Origin of the sequence: Mesorhizobium sp. WSM3873 (assembly GCF_001672445.1) — a bacterium.
Taxonomy (GTDB): Bacteria; Pseudomonadota; Alphaproteobacteria; order Rhizobiales; family Rhizobiaceae; genus Mesorhizobium.
The window spans coordinates 72814-87128 of record NZ_LYTM01000017.1; the positions used below are offsets into that span (position 1 = coordinate 72814).

A 14315-nucleotide genomic window follows, 5' to 3' on the forward strand; every position below is an offset into this window, starting at 1 on the left:
CTCAACGAGATCGGTTTCGAGGAAGCTTCGGGGAAACAATGGCAGGCAAAAAACGGCCCCTCGTCGTCATCACGCGCAAGCTGCCCGATCCGGTGGAGACCCGCATGCGCGAACTGTTCGATGCGCGCCTCAACGTCGAGGACCGGCCGATGACCCAGCCTGAGCTGGTTGCGGCGGTCAAGGAAGCCGATGTGCTGGTCCCGACCATCACCGACCACATCGATGCCGCGCTGATCGCCCAGGCCGGCGAGAACCTCAAGCTGATCGCCAATTTCGGCAACGGCGTCGACAAGATTGACGTCTCGGCGGCTGCCAAGAAAGGCATCACCGTCACCAACACGCCGAACGTGCTTACCGAAGACACCGCCGACATGACTATGGCGCTGATGCTCGCCGTGCCGCGCAGGCTGGCCGAAGGCGCCAACGTGCTCACCGGCGAGAAGAAATGGGCCGGCTGGTCCCCGACCTGGATGCTCGGCCGCCGCATCTGGGGCAAGCGCCTGGGCATTGTCGGCATGGGCCGTATCGGCACGGCGGTCGCCAGGCGCGCCAAGGCGTTCGGCCTGTCCATCCACTACCACAACCGCCACCGCGTGCTGCCGGCGGTCGAGGACGAATTGGAAGCGACCTATTGGGAAAGCCTCGACCAGATGCTCGCGCGGATGGATATCATCTCGGTCAACTGCCCGTCGACGCCGGCGACCTTTCATCTGCTGTCGGCCCGGCGGCTGGCGCTGATGCAGCCGGCGGCCTACATCGTCAACACAGCGCGGGGCGACATCATCGACGAAGAGTCGATGATCAAACTCATCCAGGACGGCAAGATCGCCGGCGCCGGCCTCGACGTCTACGAACACGAGCCGGCGCTGAACAGCAAGCTGTTGAAGCTCGCCCACAAGGGCAAGGTCGTTCTGTTGCCGCATATGGGCTCGGCGACGCTCGAAGGCCGCATCGACATGGGCGAGAAGGTGATCATCAACATTCGCGCCTTCTTCGACGGCCATCGCCCGCCGGACCGTGTGTTGCCGCTCAGGACCTGAAAACCACGATTTGTTCAGGCGGCGACGCTCACGGCGCCGTCGTCGTCGACTTTGACGGTGCTTCCGCGATAGGCGTCGAACACACCGCGTCCGAGCCGCACCGCCATAGGCGTTTCCCAGCCCATTTCGCGCGCGACGATCAGGCCGAGCAGAAGAATGGCGTCCGGCTCGTGCAGGATAAGGGCTGCCGGCCCGCGGCCGTTGTGGACCAGTTCCATCAGCACTGCCGAAGCCGACGAGGAGCCGATGGTGCCCGGCAGGAACAGCACCCGGCCGGAAATCACCTCGCCGTGCTGCGGGTGGCGGACATCGGCGATGCGCCCTGTCTTCGGGTCGACGCCGCCCCAGAAGCTGATCGGCGCCGTCAGCACCAGCGCTTCGCCTTTACCGGCCTTGCCCCGTACCAATATCTCCGCGGCGGCGCTCATGCGGCGAGGTCCGTGAAGCGCGGCTTGCCGGCGACCGCGCTTTCGACGCAATCGGCGAGCGAGGCATAGAGCACCGCATAGCCGGTGTTGCCTGGAGCGTAATGCGCGAACTTGCCCGAATTGGTCATCAGCACGCCGCCGGCAAGTTCCGGCATGATCGGCGTCACCACCACGCATGTGTCGGCAACGATGATCACCCCGCTTGCTTCGAGCCTCTTCCGCCGGCCGTCCTGCTCCAGCAAGGCAAGCACATGACGGCCGGTGCAGGCATAGATCGGCACGGCGAGCCGTCTTCCGGCAATCAGCCGCTCCAGCATGTCGAACTCGGCAAAGGACAGATGCGGGCTGCCAATGGCGACCGCATCGATGGTTTTCGGCACCGCCGCGGTCGACAGGCCGGCGCGAGCCTTCGCCGCCATCTGCGGCGTGACGTGGATCATCGCCTCCGGTTCAGGCCCGGCCAGAATGGTTTCGACGTTGGGCGCCTCGGGCGTGACGCCTGCAATGTGGAACAGCCCGACCGCGCCGGAGGAAGCGGCCGCGGCGCCGAAGGCCTTCAGCGCGTCCTCGCCGGGGTAACTGGCGATGCCGGCGACGACGCCGATCGTATCGCCGACCTCGCGGCCATAGAGGCTGCCCAGCACCGGCCAGGCGATCTCGGAAGCAAGGAAGGGAGGCGATAGGCCCGAGACGTCGAACACCAGTCGCGCCCGGCGGTTCTCGGCCCGGTGCAGGCCATAATCCGGTGCGCGGCCGGTGATGGCGCAGGCGATGTCGAGGAAATCGCCGTAGCGGTTGGTGCGGGCGCCCAGCACCGAGTTGCAGAACACCACCGCATTGGACTCGCCCCAGGCGACATCGCTGCCCTGTGCCGGCCTGTGCCCGGCCTGATAGGGCGCGCAGGTCCAGCTTTGCTCGCAGCCGAGCTTGCGATAGGCATCCATCATCCGCCGCGCCATGCCGCGCTGCGGCTCTTCCAGGCGAATGCGCGAGCAGCCCGTCAGGTCGAGCGCCCCGACATTGAGCGTCGAGCGCACTGCGATCCTGGCGCCGCCTTCGACCAGCCGCTCGGCGAACAGCGTGCCGGAATCGCCATGATAGAGCGCGCCGTCGATATGCGCCGAACAGATCGGGATCAGCCGTGGCGCGCCGAGCAGGCGCGCGCTCTCGGCGACGATGCGCATCGCCATTCCCGCGCCGTCCTTACCGGCGGCGGTTGCCTGTTCCTCCGGGCTGAGCGCGAGGCTCAAGACAGCACCTTGCGCATGGTGATCGAGGTCGGCCTGTCGTAACCCGCATGCGCGGTGCGCCCTGTCTCGCGAAAGCCGAGCCGGGCGAAGGCCGCGTGGTTCGCCGTAAGCTCGATACGCGTCTGCAGTTCGAGGGCCTGCTTGCCGCGTCGGTGGGCAAGATCGTCGACGGCCTGCATCAGCCGTCCGCCTATGCCTTGCCCCTGGAGGCTGGGCTCGACGGCAAGCTTGCCGACATAGAAATCGTCTGCCCGCTCCAACGCAAAGACGCAGCCGACGATCCGGCCGTTCTCCATGGCCAGGAACGCCGTTTCTTGCCCCGCCTTGCTCTTGAGGTTTTCGGGTGTGAGATGATGCGCCGAGGATGGCGGGTCGATGACGCGGTCCATATAGGCGAAGGCGCGCCGGATCAGCGCCAGCAATGCGTCCCACTGCGCGAAGTCCGGCGGAAGCTCGCTGACGAGGAGAGTGGCCGACTGATCCATGCGCTCAGACCGCCTTGTAGCGGACGGTGTCGAAACGGGCGGTCAGCCCGTCGTAAAGCAGCAGCCGGCCGACCAGCGGCTCGCCGATGCCGGCGATCAGCTTGATCGCCTCCATCGCCTCCAGCGTGCCGATGACGCCCGTCAGCGCGCCGACGATGCCGGCAACGGCGCAGGAGGGCACCAGCCCTTCGGGCGGCGCTTCCGGAAAAAGGTCGCGGTAGCCTGGATTGCGCTGGCCATCGGCGCCCGTTTCAAATGGCTTCAGCACCGTCACCGAGCCATCGAAGCGGCCAACGGCAGCGGTGACCAGGGGCTTCTTTTCCTGGGCGCAGGCATCGGCCAGAGCATAGCGTGTCTCGAAATTGTCGGAGCCGTCGACCACGATATCGTATTGGGCGACGAGGGCAGGGGCATTTTGCTCGGTCAGCCTGAGGCGATGCAGTTCCACCCTGACATTGGGGTTGATGCGCATGATCGCCGCCGAAGCGCTATCGGTCTTCGCCATGCCGATTGTATCGCTGCCATGGATCACCTGCCGCTGCAGGTTGGACAAGGAGACATCATCGTCGTCGACGATGCCGAGCGTGCCGACGCCGGCCGCCGCGAGATACTCGAGCACAGGCGCCCCAAGCCCGCCGGCGCCGATCACCAGCACCCGCGCCCGCTTCAGCTTCTGCTGGCCGGGGCCGCCGATTTCGGGCAGCACGATGTGGCGGGCATAGCGCTCAAGCTCTTCGTCGGTGAGGGCAGCATTCGTCATGGCCCGACCATATAGCGGGCAGGAAACCTTGTCATGCACATGCAAGGCGAAGCCTTGTCACTCACATGCAAAGCGAAGCCTTGTCACTGACATGCAAGGCGAAGCCTTGTCATGCACATGCAAGGCGAAGCTTTGTCATGCACACGCACGGACAAGGGAAAGCCTTGTCCCGCAGGACAAATCGTCGTGCAAGGCGCTTTCAACTCTTCGACAGTTCAGCCGGTCGGGCCGACGCTGCCGTGATCGACCGTCAGGAATTGCGCCCGCCCGGCGAGGCTGGAAAACAGCGCCGCGTCGGTGCCGGTCATGAAGGCCTGGCAGTTGAGCTCTTCGAGGATGGAAAACAGCGCAGCGCGCCGGCCGCTGTCGAGATGCGCGGCGATCTCGTCGAGCAACAGGATCGGCGTCAGGCCCGACATCTCGCCGGTCAGCCGCGCGTGCGACAGCACGATGCCGACAAGCAGCGCCTTCTGCTCGCCGGTCGAGCACAATTCGGCCGGCATCGACTTCGGCCGGTGACGGACCGCGAGGTCGGAGCGGTGCGGACCGTCGAGCGTGCGGCCGGCGGCGCGGTCGCGCTCGCGGCCATTGGCGAGTATGGCGCGGAATCGCTCCTCGACGTCGACTGCCGGTGTGACCGCGATTTCGCTTTCCAATTCGCCGGCGAGGCTGATGTCGGCCTGCGGAAACGGGCCGCTGCCCGGCAGCTTGTCGATCATGGCCGCAAGCAGCCGCACCAGCTCGGCCCTGGCCGCCGCGATCGCCACCCCGGTTTCGGCCATCTGCATCTCGATCGCGTCGAACCAGCCGGCGTCGCGCGAGCCTTCCGTAAGCAAACGGTTACGGCCACGCATCGCCTTCTCGTAATCGAGCGCGCGCTGCCCGTGGCCGGGGTCGATCGCCAGCACCAGCCGGTCGAGGAAGCGGCGGCGGTCGGCGGCCGGCCCTGGAAACAGCCCGTCCATCGCCGGCGTCAGCCAGACGACCCGCAGCCATTCGAGCATATCCTCGGCCGATTTTGCCGGCGCGCCGTTGATGCGCACGCGCCTGCCGCCTTCCGCGGCACCATCGCCGCCGGCAATGCCGGTGCCGATTTCGACCTGACCTTCCGGTCCTTCGATGCGCGCATGCAAGGCAAAGCCGCCATCGCCGCCCTCGCGGGAGACGTCGGCGTAAGGCGCGCGGCGCAGCCCGCGCCCCGGCGTCAGCAGCGAGACTGCTTCGAGCAGATTGGTCTTGCCGGCGCCATTGTCGCCGGACAGCACGACAGCGCCGGGGCCGAGCTCAAGCGAAAGTCCCGCATAGTTGCGAAAATTTGTAAGTGTAAGCTTACTTATATAGCTCTGCTGCCGAAGCTGTTTAGCGTCCGAGGTCACGGCGACATGTGAGGCCTGCTAGAGCAATTCCGGGAAAAGTGCATAGCGGTTTTCCGTCCGGAATTGCGTCAACAAAGGGACAAAGCCTAGACCCGCATCGGCATCAGCACGTAGAGCGCGGTCTCGTCGGCCATGTCGTGGATCAGCGTCGGAGACCCGGCATCCGCCAGCATGAACTTGGCTTCCGAACCGGTGAGCTGGGCGGCGACATCGAGCAGATATTTGGCGTTGAAGCCGATCTCGATCGGGTCGGACGAGTATTCGGCCGCCAGCTCCTCGGTTGCGCTGCCGGAATCCGGATTGTTGACGGCGAGCGTGAGCTGGCCGTCATTGATCGACAGTTTCACGGCTCGGCCGCGCTCGGACGAAATGGTCGAGACGCGGTCGACGGCGGCGGCAAAGCTCTGGCGGTCGATAACCAGCTTCTTGTCATTGCCGGTCGGGATGACGCGCTGATAATCGGGGAAGGTGCCGTCGATCAGCTTGGAGGTCAGGATGACGCTGCCGATGGTGAAGCGGATCTTGGTATCCGATAGCTCTGTCGTCACCGCGATATCCGGGTCGTCGACCAGCTTCTGCAGCTCGCTCACCGTCTTGCGCGGGATGATGATGCCGGGCATGCCTTCGGAGCCTGCCGGCGCGTCGATCTCGGCGCGCGCCAGTCGGTGCCCGTCGGTCGCGACCGAGCGCAGCTTCAGCTTGCCGCCCGCCTCATGCGTGTGCAGGAAGATGCCGTTGAGATAGTAGCGCGTCTCTTCGGTCGAGATCGCGAACTGCGTCTTCTCGATCAGGCCCTTGAGCGCCACCGAATCGAGCCGGAAGATGTGCGAGAAGGAGCCGGCTGAAAGCTCCGGGAAATCGGACTGCGGCAAGCACTGCAGGCGGAAGCTGGAGCGCCCGGACGTGACGGTCATAGCGTTGCCGTCCTCGTCGGTCTTCAGCATCACCTCGGCGCCGTCGGCCAGCTTGCGCACGATGTCGTAGAGCAGATGCGCCGGAACCGTCGTCGCGCCGCCGCGCTCGACCTTGGCCGGCGTGGCTTCGGTCACTTCAAGGTCGAGGTCGGTGGCCTTCATTTCCAGGCTGGCGCCCTCGGCGCTGAGCAGCACATTCGACAGAATTGGGATGGTGTTGCGCCGCTCCACCACGCGATGGACGTGGTTGAGGGACTTCAGGAGATTGGATCGTTCCAGGATAACACGCATGACGAAACAGGCTCGCTTCAATGAATGAGCGGGTCACCGGGCAGCGGCGTCCCGCAAAAGCTCCGAAAAGCTCAGAATCTATGTAAGCTGACAGTAAAAACCCTGCAAACGCAAGCCCGCGGCACCGGTTCCAGCCGGTTGCGCGGGCTTTCTGGGGATAAAGCGGGCTAAGCGCTCAGGCCTGCTCGTTGATCAGCCTTCTGAGCAGTTCGAGTTCCTGTGCCAGCGTGTTGTCGGCGCCGGAAAGATCCTCGATCTTGCGCACGGCGTGCAGAACCGTCGTGTGATCGCGGCCGCCGAAACGGCGTCCGATCTCCGGCAGCGAGCGCGGCGTCATCACCTTGGACAGATACATCGCTACCTGCCGCGGTTTGACGATGGTGCGCGTGCGACGGTTTGAGAGCAGTTCCGTCTTCGAAACGTTATAGTGGCGCGCCACGATGCGCTGGATGTCCTCGATACGCACCCGCTTCGGCTCGCCCGAGCGGTAGATATGACCGAGGATCTCGTCGATGCGGTCGATAGTGATCTGCGGCTCGAAGGACTGGCGAAACAGAAGTTGGTTGAAGGCGCCTTCAAGCTCGCGGCCGCTGCCCGTCACCGTTCTGGCGACGTGATCGAGGATCTCATCCGAAATGTCGAGCGAGGTATCGTCGATCTTGGCGGTAGCAAGGCGCAGCTTCAGCATGCCGAGGCGCATGCCGAAATCCGGCGCCGACATTTCGAGCGCCACGCCGCCGTTGAGGCGCGAACGCACCCGCGGCTCCAACGACTCCAGTTCAGACGGCGGCCGGTCGGCGGCGACCACCACCTGCTTGGCGCTGTCGAGCAGCATGTTGATGAGATGGCAGAACTCGTGCTGGATCGACTTGCCCTGCAGGAACTGCATGTCGTCGATGATCAGCAGATCGATGTCGCGCAGCTGCTCCTTCAGCGTCAGCGCATTGTTGTCGCGGATCGCGGTGGCGAAGCGCCACATGAAATATTCCGCCGTCAGGTAGACCACGCGCGATTTCGGATTGTGCCGCAGCGATTCCGCCGCGATCGCCTGCAGCAGATGCGTCTTGCCCAGGCCGACGGTCGCATGGAGAAAGAGCGGGTTGAAGCGCACCGCGCTCGACTGCGATTCCGCCACCGCCTTAGCCGCCGCGAAAGCAACACGGTTCGAAGGGCCTTCGATGAAGGAAGTGAAAGTGTAGCGCGGATCGAGCGGCGACCCCAGCACATTGTGGCGGAACTCGGTCTCCGCCGGCACGCCCTGGCGGGGCGCCGGCGTCCGCTCCACCCGACCGGCGCTCGCGGTGCCGGCGGCAAGCGCGGTCTGGGCCTGCTTGGTCATCTTGCGCGCCGGCGCGATCTCCGGCTCGACATTGTTGCGGCCCTGCCGCGTGGCGGTTCGCACGACGATCTCGATCTTGAGAAGGTCGGGATCCTCGTGCCTCCACAGTTCGGCGATAAGATCAAGGTAATGGCCGTTGATCCACGACCGCAGGAAGGCCGTCGGTACCGAGATGCGGACCATGCCGCGCGACGCCTCGGCAACCTTCATGCGGCCGAACCAGCTCGAATAGACCTCGGCTCCCAGACGCGCCTTCAATTGGGCCTTGACCCGCTCGAACTTCTGTTCAGCGTCGCTGGATGCCGCCATGTCGTCCCCTCCGACGATAGTTGCTGGGAATGGGAGTTCGCCCGCAATCTCCCCTTCGATGCCGCTCTGCATGATCAAGTTCCTTGTCTCTCGTACCCTTTTTCCGCCGGGAGTGCGCCTCCTGCACCCTGGGTCCGGCGACGTTTTTCGCTGCGCCTCTATCGCCGCCGCCGGCGATATCGTTGCAACGTTGCGCAAGGGACCTCTGCCGGCTCTCGCAAGCCGGCTTGATCATGCCAAGACAATACAACACCGCCCGGCGAAAATGCCGGCCCAACGTCGACTGCCATGTACAATTACGCCAGTCCCCTACCCGCACCGAAGAGACAAACCAAGCCGCACGCGGAATTGCTCCGCGTCATGAATTCCGCCATTTTTTGCTGGCCGATTCAGGCTGGGTTAAGGGCAGGTGCCCGTCCCTTCGATGGATGGACATTACCGAAATCGCTGTGGATAGGGCAAGGCCACGTCTAACGGATTTTTAACGAATCTGGTTACCGGAGACGTGTTCAAAGCAGGTGCCACTGCGGCCCATTTTCATAAAGCCATTGTGATTCAAACCCTTTTCCGTGGAATGTGAAAAAGGCCACACCTTCGGAAATTTTCTGAAATAATTCTCTTGACAGCTACTTGTCCCCCGCCGCTCCTCCGCGAGTTGAACAAGCTGTGGATGACCGTCTGTAAGATTTTGAAAAATATATGGATTTTGTGGCAGGCTCATCTATGGCCGTGCCCGCATCCAGCGGTCGTCGACATGAGCGATTATGTATATGCCGGCAAAACATTGGCTACTTTGAAATTCGGCCCAAGCGTCGTTGTCCGACCGTTCTTTTTAAGTACTTGCCGGCAAACGAAAAAACCCGGCCTGTGCGGCCGGGTTCAAGGATAACGGTTCTAAAGCGAAGTCGGTCAGGCCGACAGCACCTTGACCCGCTGGGCCAGTCGCGAAACCTTGCGGGAAGCCGTGTTCTTGTGAAGGACACCCTTGGTTGCGGCGCGCATCAATTCCGGCTCCGCGGCCTTGAACGCTTCGAGCGCAGCAGCCTTGTCGCCGGCGGCGAGCGCCTCTTCGACCTGGCGAACATAGGTGCGGACGCGCGATCGACGGTTCTTGTTGATCGCCGCGCGGCGGGCGATCTTGCGCGTTGCCTTTTTGGCCGAGGACGTATTGGCCATGATGCCTCTCTTCTGATCTGGTGGGCGCCAGCGGGTCGCAGGGCGCAAAAAACAAACGGGCAGCCACGGGCCGCCTCGGTTGGTGCGGCTTATAGTTCAGCTTTTCCGGCGCGTCAACGCCGCTTCGCGGTCTTTTTGGGGCTTGAAGCCGTACCGCGCTGAAACGGGTCCGCACGCCTAAAGCCGTTGTCTTTGTGCATGCCCGGCTTCTTGCCAAAGTCGCGGCACGCATTTGGCCGACAAGCCCTAGCGGTTGCTGAAATTCGGCTTCCGCTTCTCGACGAAGGCGGCCATACCCTCCTTCTGGTCATCGAGCGCAAACAGCGAGTGGAAAAGGCGGCGCTCGAAGCGCAGCCCCTCGGCAAGCGTCGTCTCGAAAGCGCGGTTGACGGCTTCCTTCGTCATCATCACCGACGGCAGGGAAAACTCGGCGATCTTCGCTGCCGCTTTCAGCGCCTCCTCGACCAGCTCGGCCGCCGGCACCACTCGCGATACCAGTCCGCAGCGCTCGGCCTCGGCAGCGTCCATCATCCGCCCGGTCAGGCACATGTCCATCGCCTTCGACTTGCCGACGAAGCGGGTCAATCGCTGCGATCCTCCCATGCCCGGCATGACGCCGAGCGTGATCTCGGGTTGGCCGAACTTTGCGTTGTCGGCTGCGATGATGAAATCGCACATCATGGCCAGCTCGCAGCCGCCGCCAAGCGCGTAGCCGGCGACCGCGGCGATGATCGGCTTGCGCGCCCGGGTGAACTCCTCCCACCCGACAAAGAAGTCTCCAGTATAGGCGTCGACAAAGGAGATCGCCTGCATTTCCTTGATGTCGGCGCCGGCCGCGAAGGCTTTTTCCGAACCCGTGAGCACCATCGCGCCGATGCCGGCATCGGCGCCGAAAGCATTCACTGCCGCCACGATCTCGGCCAGCACCCGCGAATTCAGGGCATTGAGCGCCTTCGGCCGGTTCAGCGTGATCAGCCCGACCTTGCCGCGTGTCTCCACGAGAATGGTTTCATAGGCCATGGCATCGTCTCCTCGCTTCGATTGAGGAGACCGGTCTAGCTCACCGCTGACAGGTCCGGCAATAGAAGGTCGATCGGCCGCTCTGCACGATGCGTTCGATATGGCCGCTGCAGCCCGGTTTCGGACATGGCTCGTCTTCGCGGTCATAGACCGCGAAGGAATGCTGGAAATAGCCAAGCGACCCGTCTGCCTGGACATAGTCGCGCAGCGAGGAACCGCCGGCGGCGATCGCGTCGGCGATGACCGAGCGGATGGCGGCGGCCAGGCGTTCGCATTGCTCTTTCGCTCTCTTGCCGGAGCCGGCTATGGTGCCGGCTTCGCGCAGCGGCGACAGGCCGGCGCGCCACAGCGCTTCCGACACATATATGTTGCCGAGCCCGGCGATCAGCCGCTGGTCGAGCAACGCGGCCTTGAGCGGCGATCTGCGGCCTTCGAGCAGCGAGGCGAGCAGGGGACCGTCGAGCGCATTGCCGGTCGGCTCGATGCCCAGCCCCGCCAGCATTGGATGCGTGTCCGGCGCGCCTTCGGCAAACAGCATGAAGCCGAAACGGCGCGGGTCGTTGAAGATGACGCGGGACCGCTCGCCCTTCGGGGAGTCGACATCGAATACGACGTGGTCATGCGCTGCGCTCTTCGAGCGCTCGTGATGGAAGCTGCCGGGAATTTGTCCGTTCCCATCGGTTTCGACGCGGAACGATCCCGACATGCCGAGATGGCAGATCAGCACCGGACCGTTTTCGATGTGCATCGTCAGATATTTGGCGCGCCTGCCAAGCGCCGTCACGGTCTTGCCGGCAAGCCGCTCCGAGAACCGTTCGGGAAAGGGAAAGCGAAGGTCTGGCCGTCGCGCCTCGACATTGACGAGCCGCGCCCCTTCCAGGATCGGCTGCAGCCCCCGCCGCACCGTTTCGACTTCAGGCAGTTCCGGCATGGCCGCCTATCGTCGCGAGGAAAGAGGTGCCGTGGCGGCCAGGCGCAAGCCCGAGATGATCCGCGATGGTTTCGCCGATATCGGCGAAGGTCGGCCTGAGCCCGATGTCGCCGCCCTTCAGTCCCGGCCCTATCCCGATCACCGGAACGCGTTCGCGGGTATGATCGGTGCCGCGCCAGGTGGGATCGTTGCCGTGGTCGGCGGTGAGGATGAGAAGGTCGCCCGACTTGATGCGCGACAGCGCTTCCGGCAGCCGGCGATCGAAGGCCTCGAGCGCTCCGGCATAGCCGGCGACATCGCGCCGATGGCCGAACTCGGTATCGAAATCGACGAAATTGGCAAAGACCAGATCGCCTTCGCCGGCGTCGTCCATGGCGGAGAGCGCCTTGTCGAACATCGCCATGTTGCCGCCCGCCTTGCGCACCTCCGCGATGCCGCGATGGGCGAAGATGTCGCCGATCTTGCCGACGGCGATGACCTTGCTGCCGCGCTCGGTCAGCCGGTCGAGCAAGGTCGGCTCCGGCGGCGGCACGGCATAGTCGCGGCGGTTGTGGGTGCGCTGGAAGGTGGCGCTTGTCTCGCCGACGAAGGGCCGCGCGATCACCCGCCCGATGTTGAGCGGATCGACCAGCCGGCGCACCGTCAGGCAAAGCTCGTAGAGCCGCTCCAGGCCGAAATGCGTCTCGTGCGCGGCGATTTGCAATACGGAGTCGACCGATGTGTAACAGATGGGCTTGCCGGTCCGGATGTGTTCCTCGCCGAAGCGCTCGATGATCTCGGTTCCTGGCGCATGGCAATCGCCGAGGATGCCCGGCACCTTGCCTTCGCGGATGATCGCGCCGGTCAGCTCGGCCGGGAAGGCGGGCACGGTGTCGGGAAAATAACCCCAGTCGAAACGCACGGGCAGGCCGGCAATCTCCCAATGGCCCGACGGCGTGTCCTTGCCGCTAGAGACCTCCTGGGCAGCGCCATGGAACGACGCGGCAAGCAGCGGCGCGTCGAGGTCGACCGTCAGCCCGGTTGCCGTCTTGGCCGCGCGGGCAAGCCCGAGCGATATCATGTTGGGGACGGCGAGCGGTCCGCTGCGCAGGCCTCCATGATCCGCGCGGCCCTCGGCGCAAGTCTGCGCGATGTGTCCGAATGTGTCGGCGCCGGCATCGCCGTAGCGTTCGGCATCGGCCGCTCCGCCGATGCCGAAAGAATCGAGAACGAATAGGAAAGCCCGCGCCATAGGGGTGCCATCGTGCCAATCTAACCAGCCAGACATAGAGTTCCGCAGCGGCGTTGGCAAATCGGATGCCAGACCGCAACGGCTTGGTGCAAAGTGGTGCGGATCGAGGGAATGCGGCAAGGATGGGCATGGGCGCAAAATCGGCGGCAAGCCAGGCATTGAGGACCTGCGCGGCGGCTCTCGCGGTGCTCTCCGCGGCCCCGCCGGCGCATGCCGACTGGCGCGACGACATCGGCACGTTTCGCATAGGAATCGTCGCCGAGCCCGGAGGAGGCAACACGGTACCTGGTCTGGCCCGCTTGACGGATGCCTATACGAACGCTCTCGGCATGAAGGTCGAGTTCGTGGTTGCTCGCGACTATGCGGCATTGATCGAGGCTCAGGCGAGCGGCCGCATACAGTATGCGGTCTATTCGGCGCTCGCCTATGCTACGGCTTCGGAGCGCTGCGGCTGTGTCGAGCCGCTGGTGGCACCTGTCGATGCCGATGGAGCCGCCGGCGTCCGTTCCGTGCTGGTGACGCGCGACGGCAAAGTGCCGGGCCTCACAGCGATCGCCTCGCATCGGATCGCCATCGCGCCCGCCGACAATGTCGCCGGTTCTCTCCTGCCGCTGACCGGACTGGCCGGCGAAGGGGTGCAGATCGCGCAGGATTCACCTTTCCTGGCGCGCGCCTCGTCGGCCACCGCGGCCGAGGCGATGCTCGGCGACGGCGAAGCCGACGGCCTGTTCGGCTGGGAGCCTGTCGGCGCCGACGGCCAGCCTACCGACACGGGGGGCACCATCCTGCGGCTTGCGGCCGCCGGCGTCCCGAAGACGTCGCTTCGGGTGCTGTGGAGCTCGGCTCCGCTGCGATATGGGCCTCATGCGGTGCGCAGCGATCTCGACGCCGAAGCCAAGCGCCGGCTGGCCGTGTTTCTGACCAATCTCAAGTCGCTGACTCCGGACGTCTACGATCTTCTGGAGCCGACGCACTCCGGCGGCTTCGAACTGGCCGTATCAAAGGACTACGCAACGGCCCTGGCCATCGTGCGGCGGGAAACTCGCGGGGATTAGTCCGTCAGCAGTCGGTGCAAGGAACCGTAGGACCGCGGCGCGGTCTCAGATAGTACGTTTCGCCCATCGATATGTTGTTGAAGGCCGAGGTCAATCCAAGCGTCGACGAACTGTCGGCTGACCAGGTGATGATCGGCTTATAGCCGAGGTCGCTTTCCACCCGAACAAGGAAGGTGTTGCGGATATTCAGCGTTGGCGGAACGGTGGTGGGGCTGGTCTTCGCCGCGTCGGCGCTATAGGTGGTGCCCACTAGCTTGCGTGACCAGGCCACCGTCGCCTTGGGCGATGCCTCGTCGGAGATCTGGATCCCGGTGATGATGATTGTCGGCGTGGAGCGGTTGTAGGGCTGCAGCGTCGAGGTGCCGATCTTCATGATCGCGTCGAGATCGGCTTTCGTGACGCTGGTCTGCTGCGTGACGAGATCCGCCACCATGCTGCCGATGCGGCTGACCTTCTTGCTGGTCTCGATGGCCTGCGAGGCTTCCATCGTGATGAAGTACATGATGAGCAGCACCGGCACGATGAACGCGAACTCGATTGCCGCGACGCCGCGGCGATCGAGGCAAAACCGTGCCGCCTTCGTCACGAAAGCCGAAACTCGCCGCTGTGCCCCCGCACGGTACATATCCTACCCCCACACCGCCGTAAGTCTCGGCCGGCCGCAATCTTGAAGCATGTCTCCCGAAGTGGACCCGGTTTCGGGAGACATG

At 64.4% G+C, this 14315-nt stretch carries 14 protein-coding genes; 2 read left to right on the top strand and 12 right to left on the bottom strand.

The features are described from left to right. The first annotated feature begins 38 nt into the window (after window positions 1-38). Window positions 39-1040 (top strand): D-glycerate dehydrogenase, encoded by a 1002-nt coding sequence (locus A9K71_RS14200; protein WP_066996380.1) that lies wholly within the window; start codon window positions 39-41, stop codon window positions 1038-1040. Between the two features lie 14 nt (window positions 1041-1054). Here the strand turns inward: A9K71_RS14200 and A9K71_RS14205 are convergent, their stop codons facing one another. The 11 genes from A9K71_RS14205 to A9K71_RS14255 all read right to left on the bottom strand — a co-directional run bounded on the left by A9K71_RS14205 (window position 1055) and on the right by A9K71_RS14255 (window position 12550). Further along, complete coding sequence (locus A9K71_RS14205) at window positions 1055-1468, bottom strand: DUF126 domain-containing protein (protein ID WP_066996383.1); 414 nt, start codon at window positions 1466-1468, stop codon at window positions 1055-1057. Further along, the gene (locus A9K71_RS14210) at window positions 1465-2718 is read right to left on the bottom strand and encodes an aconitase X catalytic domain-containing protein (protein WP_082980512.1); all 1254 of its coding nucleotides are present in this window, start codon (window positions 2716-2718) and stop codon (window positions 1465-1467) included. The genes A9K71_RS14205 and A9K71_RS14210 overlap by 4 nt, the downstream gene beginning before the upstream one ends. After that, on the bottom strand, window positions 2715-3203 hold the full coding sequence (locus tag A9K71_RS14215; RefSeq protein ID WP_066996386.1) for a GNAT family N-acetyltransferase: 489 nt from the start codon (window positions 3201-3203) through the stop codon (window positions 2715-2717). The genes A9K71_RS14210 and A9K71_RS14215 overlap by 4 nt, the downstream gene beginning before the upstream one ends. A gap of 4 nt (window positions 3204-3207) precedes the next feature. Continuing rightward, window positions 3208-3963: a molybdopterin-synthase adenylyltransferase MoeB gene (locus A9K71_RS14220; RefSeq protein WP_066996389.1), complete on the bottom strand. Its 756-nt coding sequence runs from the start codon at window positions 3961-3963 to the stop codon at window positions 3208-3210. Window positions 3964-4178: 215 nt separating this feature from the next. Beyond that, window positions 4179-5339 (bottom strand): DNA replication/repair protein RecF, encoded by a 1161-nt coding sequence (recF, locus tag A9K71_RS14225; RefSeq protein ID WP_066996392.1) that lies wholly within the window; start codon window positions 5337-5339, stop codon window positions 4179-4181. 86 nt (window positions 5340-5425) lie between these two features. Next, window positions 5426-6544, bottom strand: a complete 1119-nt coding sequence (gene dnaN / locus A9K71_RS14230) for a DNA polymerase III subunit beta (RefSeq protein ID WP_066996395.1) — start codon at window positions 6542-6544, stop codon at window positions 5426-5428. Window positions 6545-6719: 175 nt separating this feature from the next. Then, a complete protein-coding gene (gene dnaA, locus A9K71_RS14235; RefSeq protein ID WP_245299622.1) occupies window positions 6720-8192 on the bottom strand; it encodes a chromosomal replication initiator protein DnaA in 1473 nt (490 codons plus the stop codon). A 909-nt stretch (window positions 8193-9101) separates the two neighbouring features. Continuing rightward, complete coding sequence (gene rpsT, locus A9K71_RS14240; RefSeq protein ID WP_066996401.1) at window positions 9102-9368, bottom strand: 30S ribosomal protein S20; 267 nt, start codon at window positions 9366-9368, stop codon at window positions 9102-9104. 246 nt (window positions 9369-9614) lie between these two features. Then, complete coding sequence (locus tag A9K71_RS14245; RefSeq protein WP_066996404.1) at window positions 9615-10388, bottom strand: enoyl-CoA hydratase; 774 nt, start codon at window positions 10386-10388, stop codon at window positions 9615-9617. A 40-nt stretch (window positions 10389-10428) separates the two neighbouring features. Beyond that, the gene (gene mutM / locus A9K71_RS14250) at window positions 10429-11319 is read right to left on the bottom strand and encodes a bifunctional DNA-formamidopyrimidine glycosylase/DNA-(apurinic or apyrimidinic site) lyase (protein WP_066996407.1); all 891 of its coding nucleotides are present in this window, start codon (window positions 11317-11319) and stop codon (window positions 10429-10431) included. Beyond that, window positions 11303-12550, bottom strand: a complete 1248-nt coding sequence (locus A9K71_RS14255) for a phosphopentomutase (protein ID WP_066996410.1) — start codon at window positions 12548-12550, stop codon at window positions 11303-11305. Before A9K71_RS14255 ends, mutM begins: the two co-directional genes overlap by 17 nt. Before the next feature lie 128 nt (window positions 12551-12678). Here A9K71_RS14255 and A9K71_RS14260 point away from each other — a divergent pair, with 128 nt between their 5' ends. After that, entirely contained in the window at window positions 12679-13605 is a 927-nt protein-coding gene (locus A9K71_RS14260) for a PhnD/SsuA/transferrin family substrate-binding protein (RefSeq protein WP_066996502.1), read from the top strand. A 4-nt stretch (window positions 13606-13609) separates the two neighbouring features. On the opposite strand, the gene A9K71_RS14265 is transcribed toward A9K71_RS14260, so the two are convergent. Then, window positions 13610-14230 carry a TadE/TadG family type IV pilus assembly protein gene (locus A9K71_RS14265; protein WP_066996412.1) on the bottom strand — a complete coding sequence of 207 codons (621 nt, stop codon included), beginning with the start codon at window positions 14228-14230 and terminating at the stop codon, window positions 13610-13612. Window positions 14231-14315: the final 85 nt, after the last annotated feature.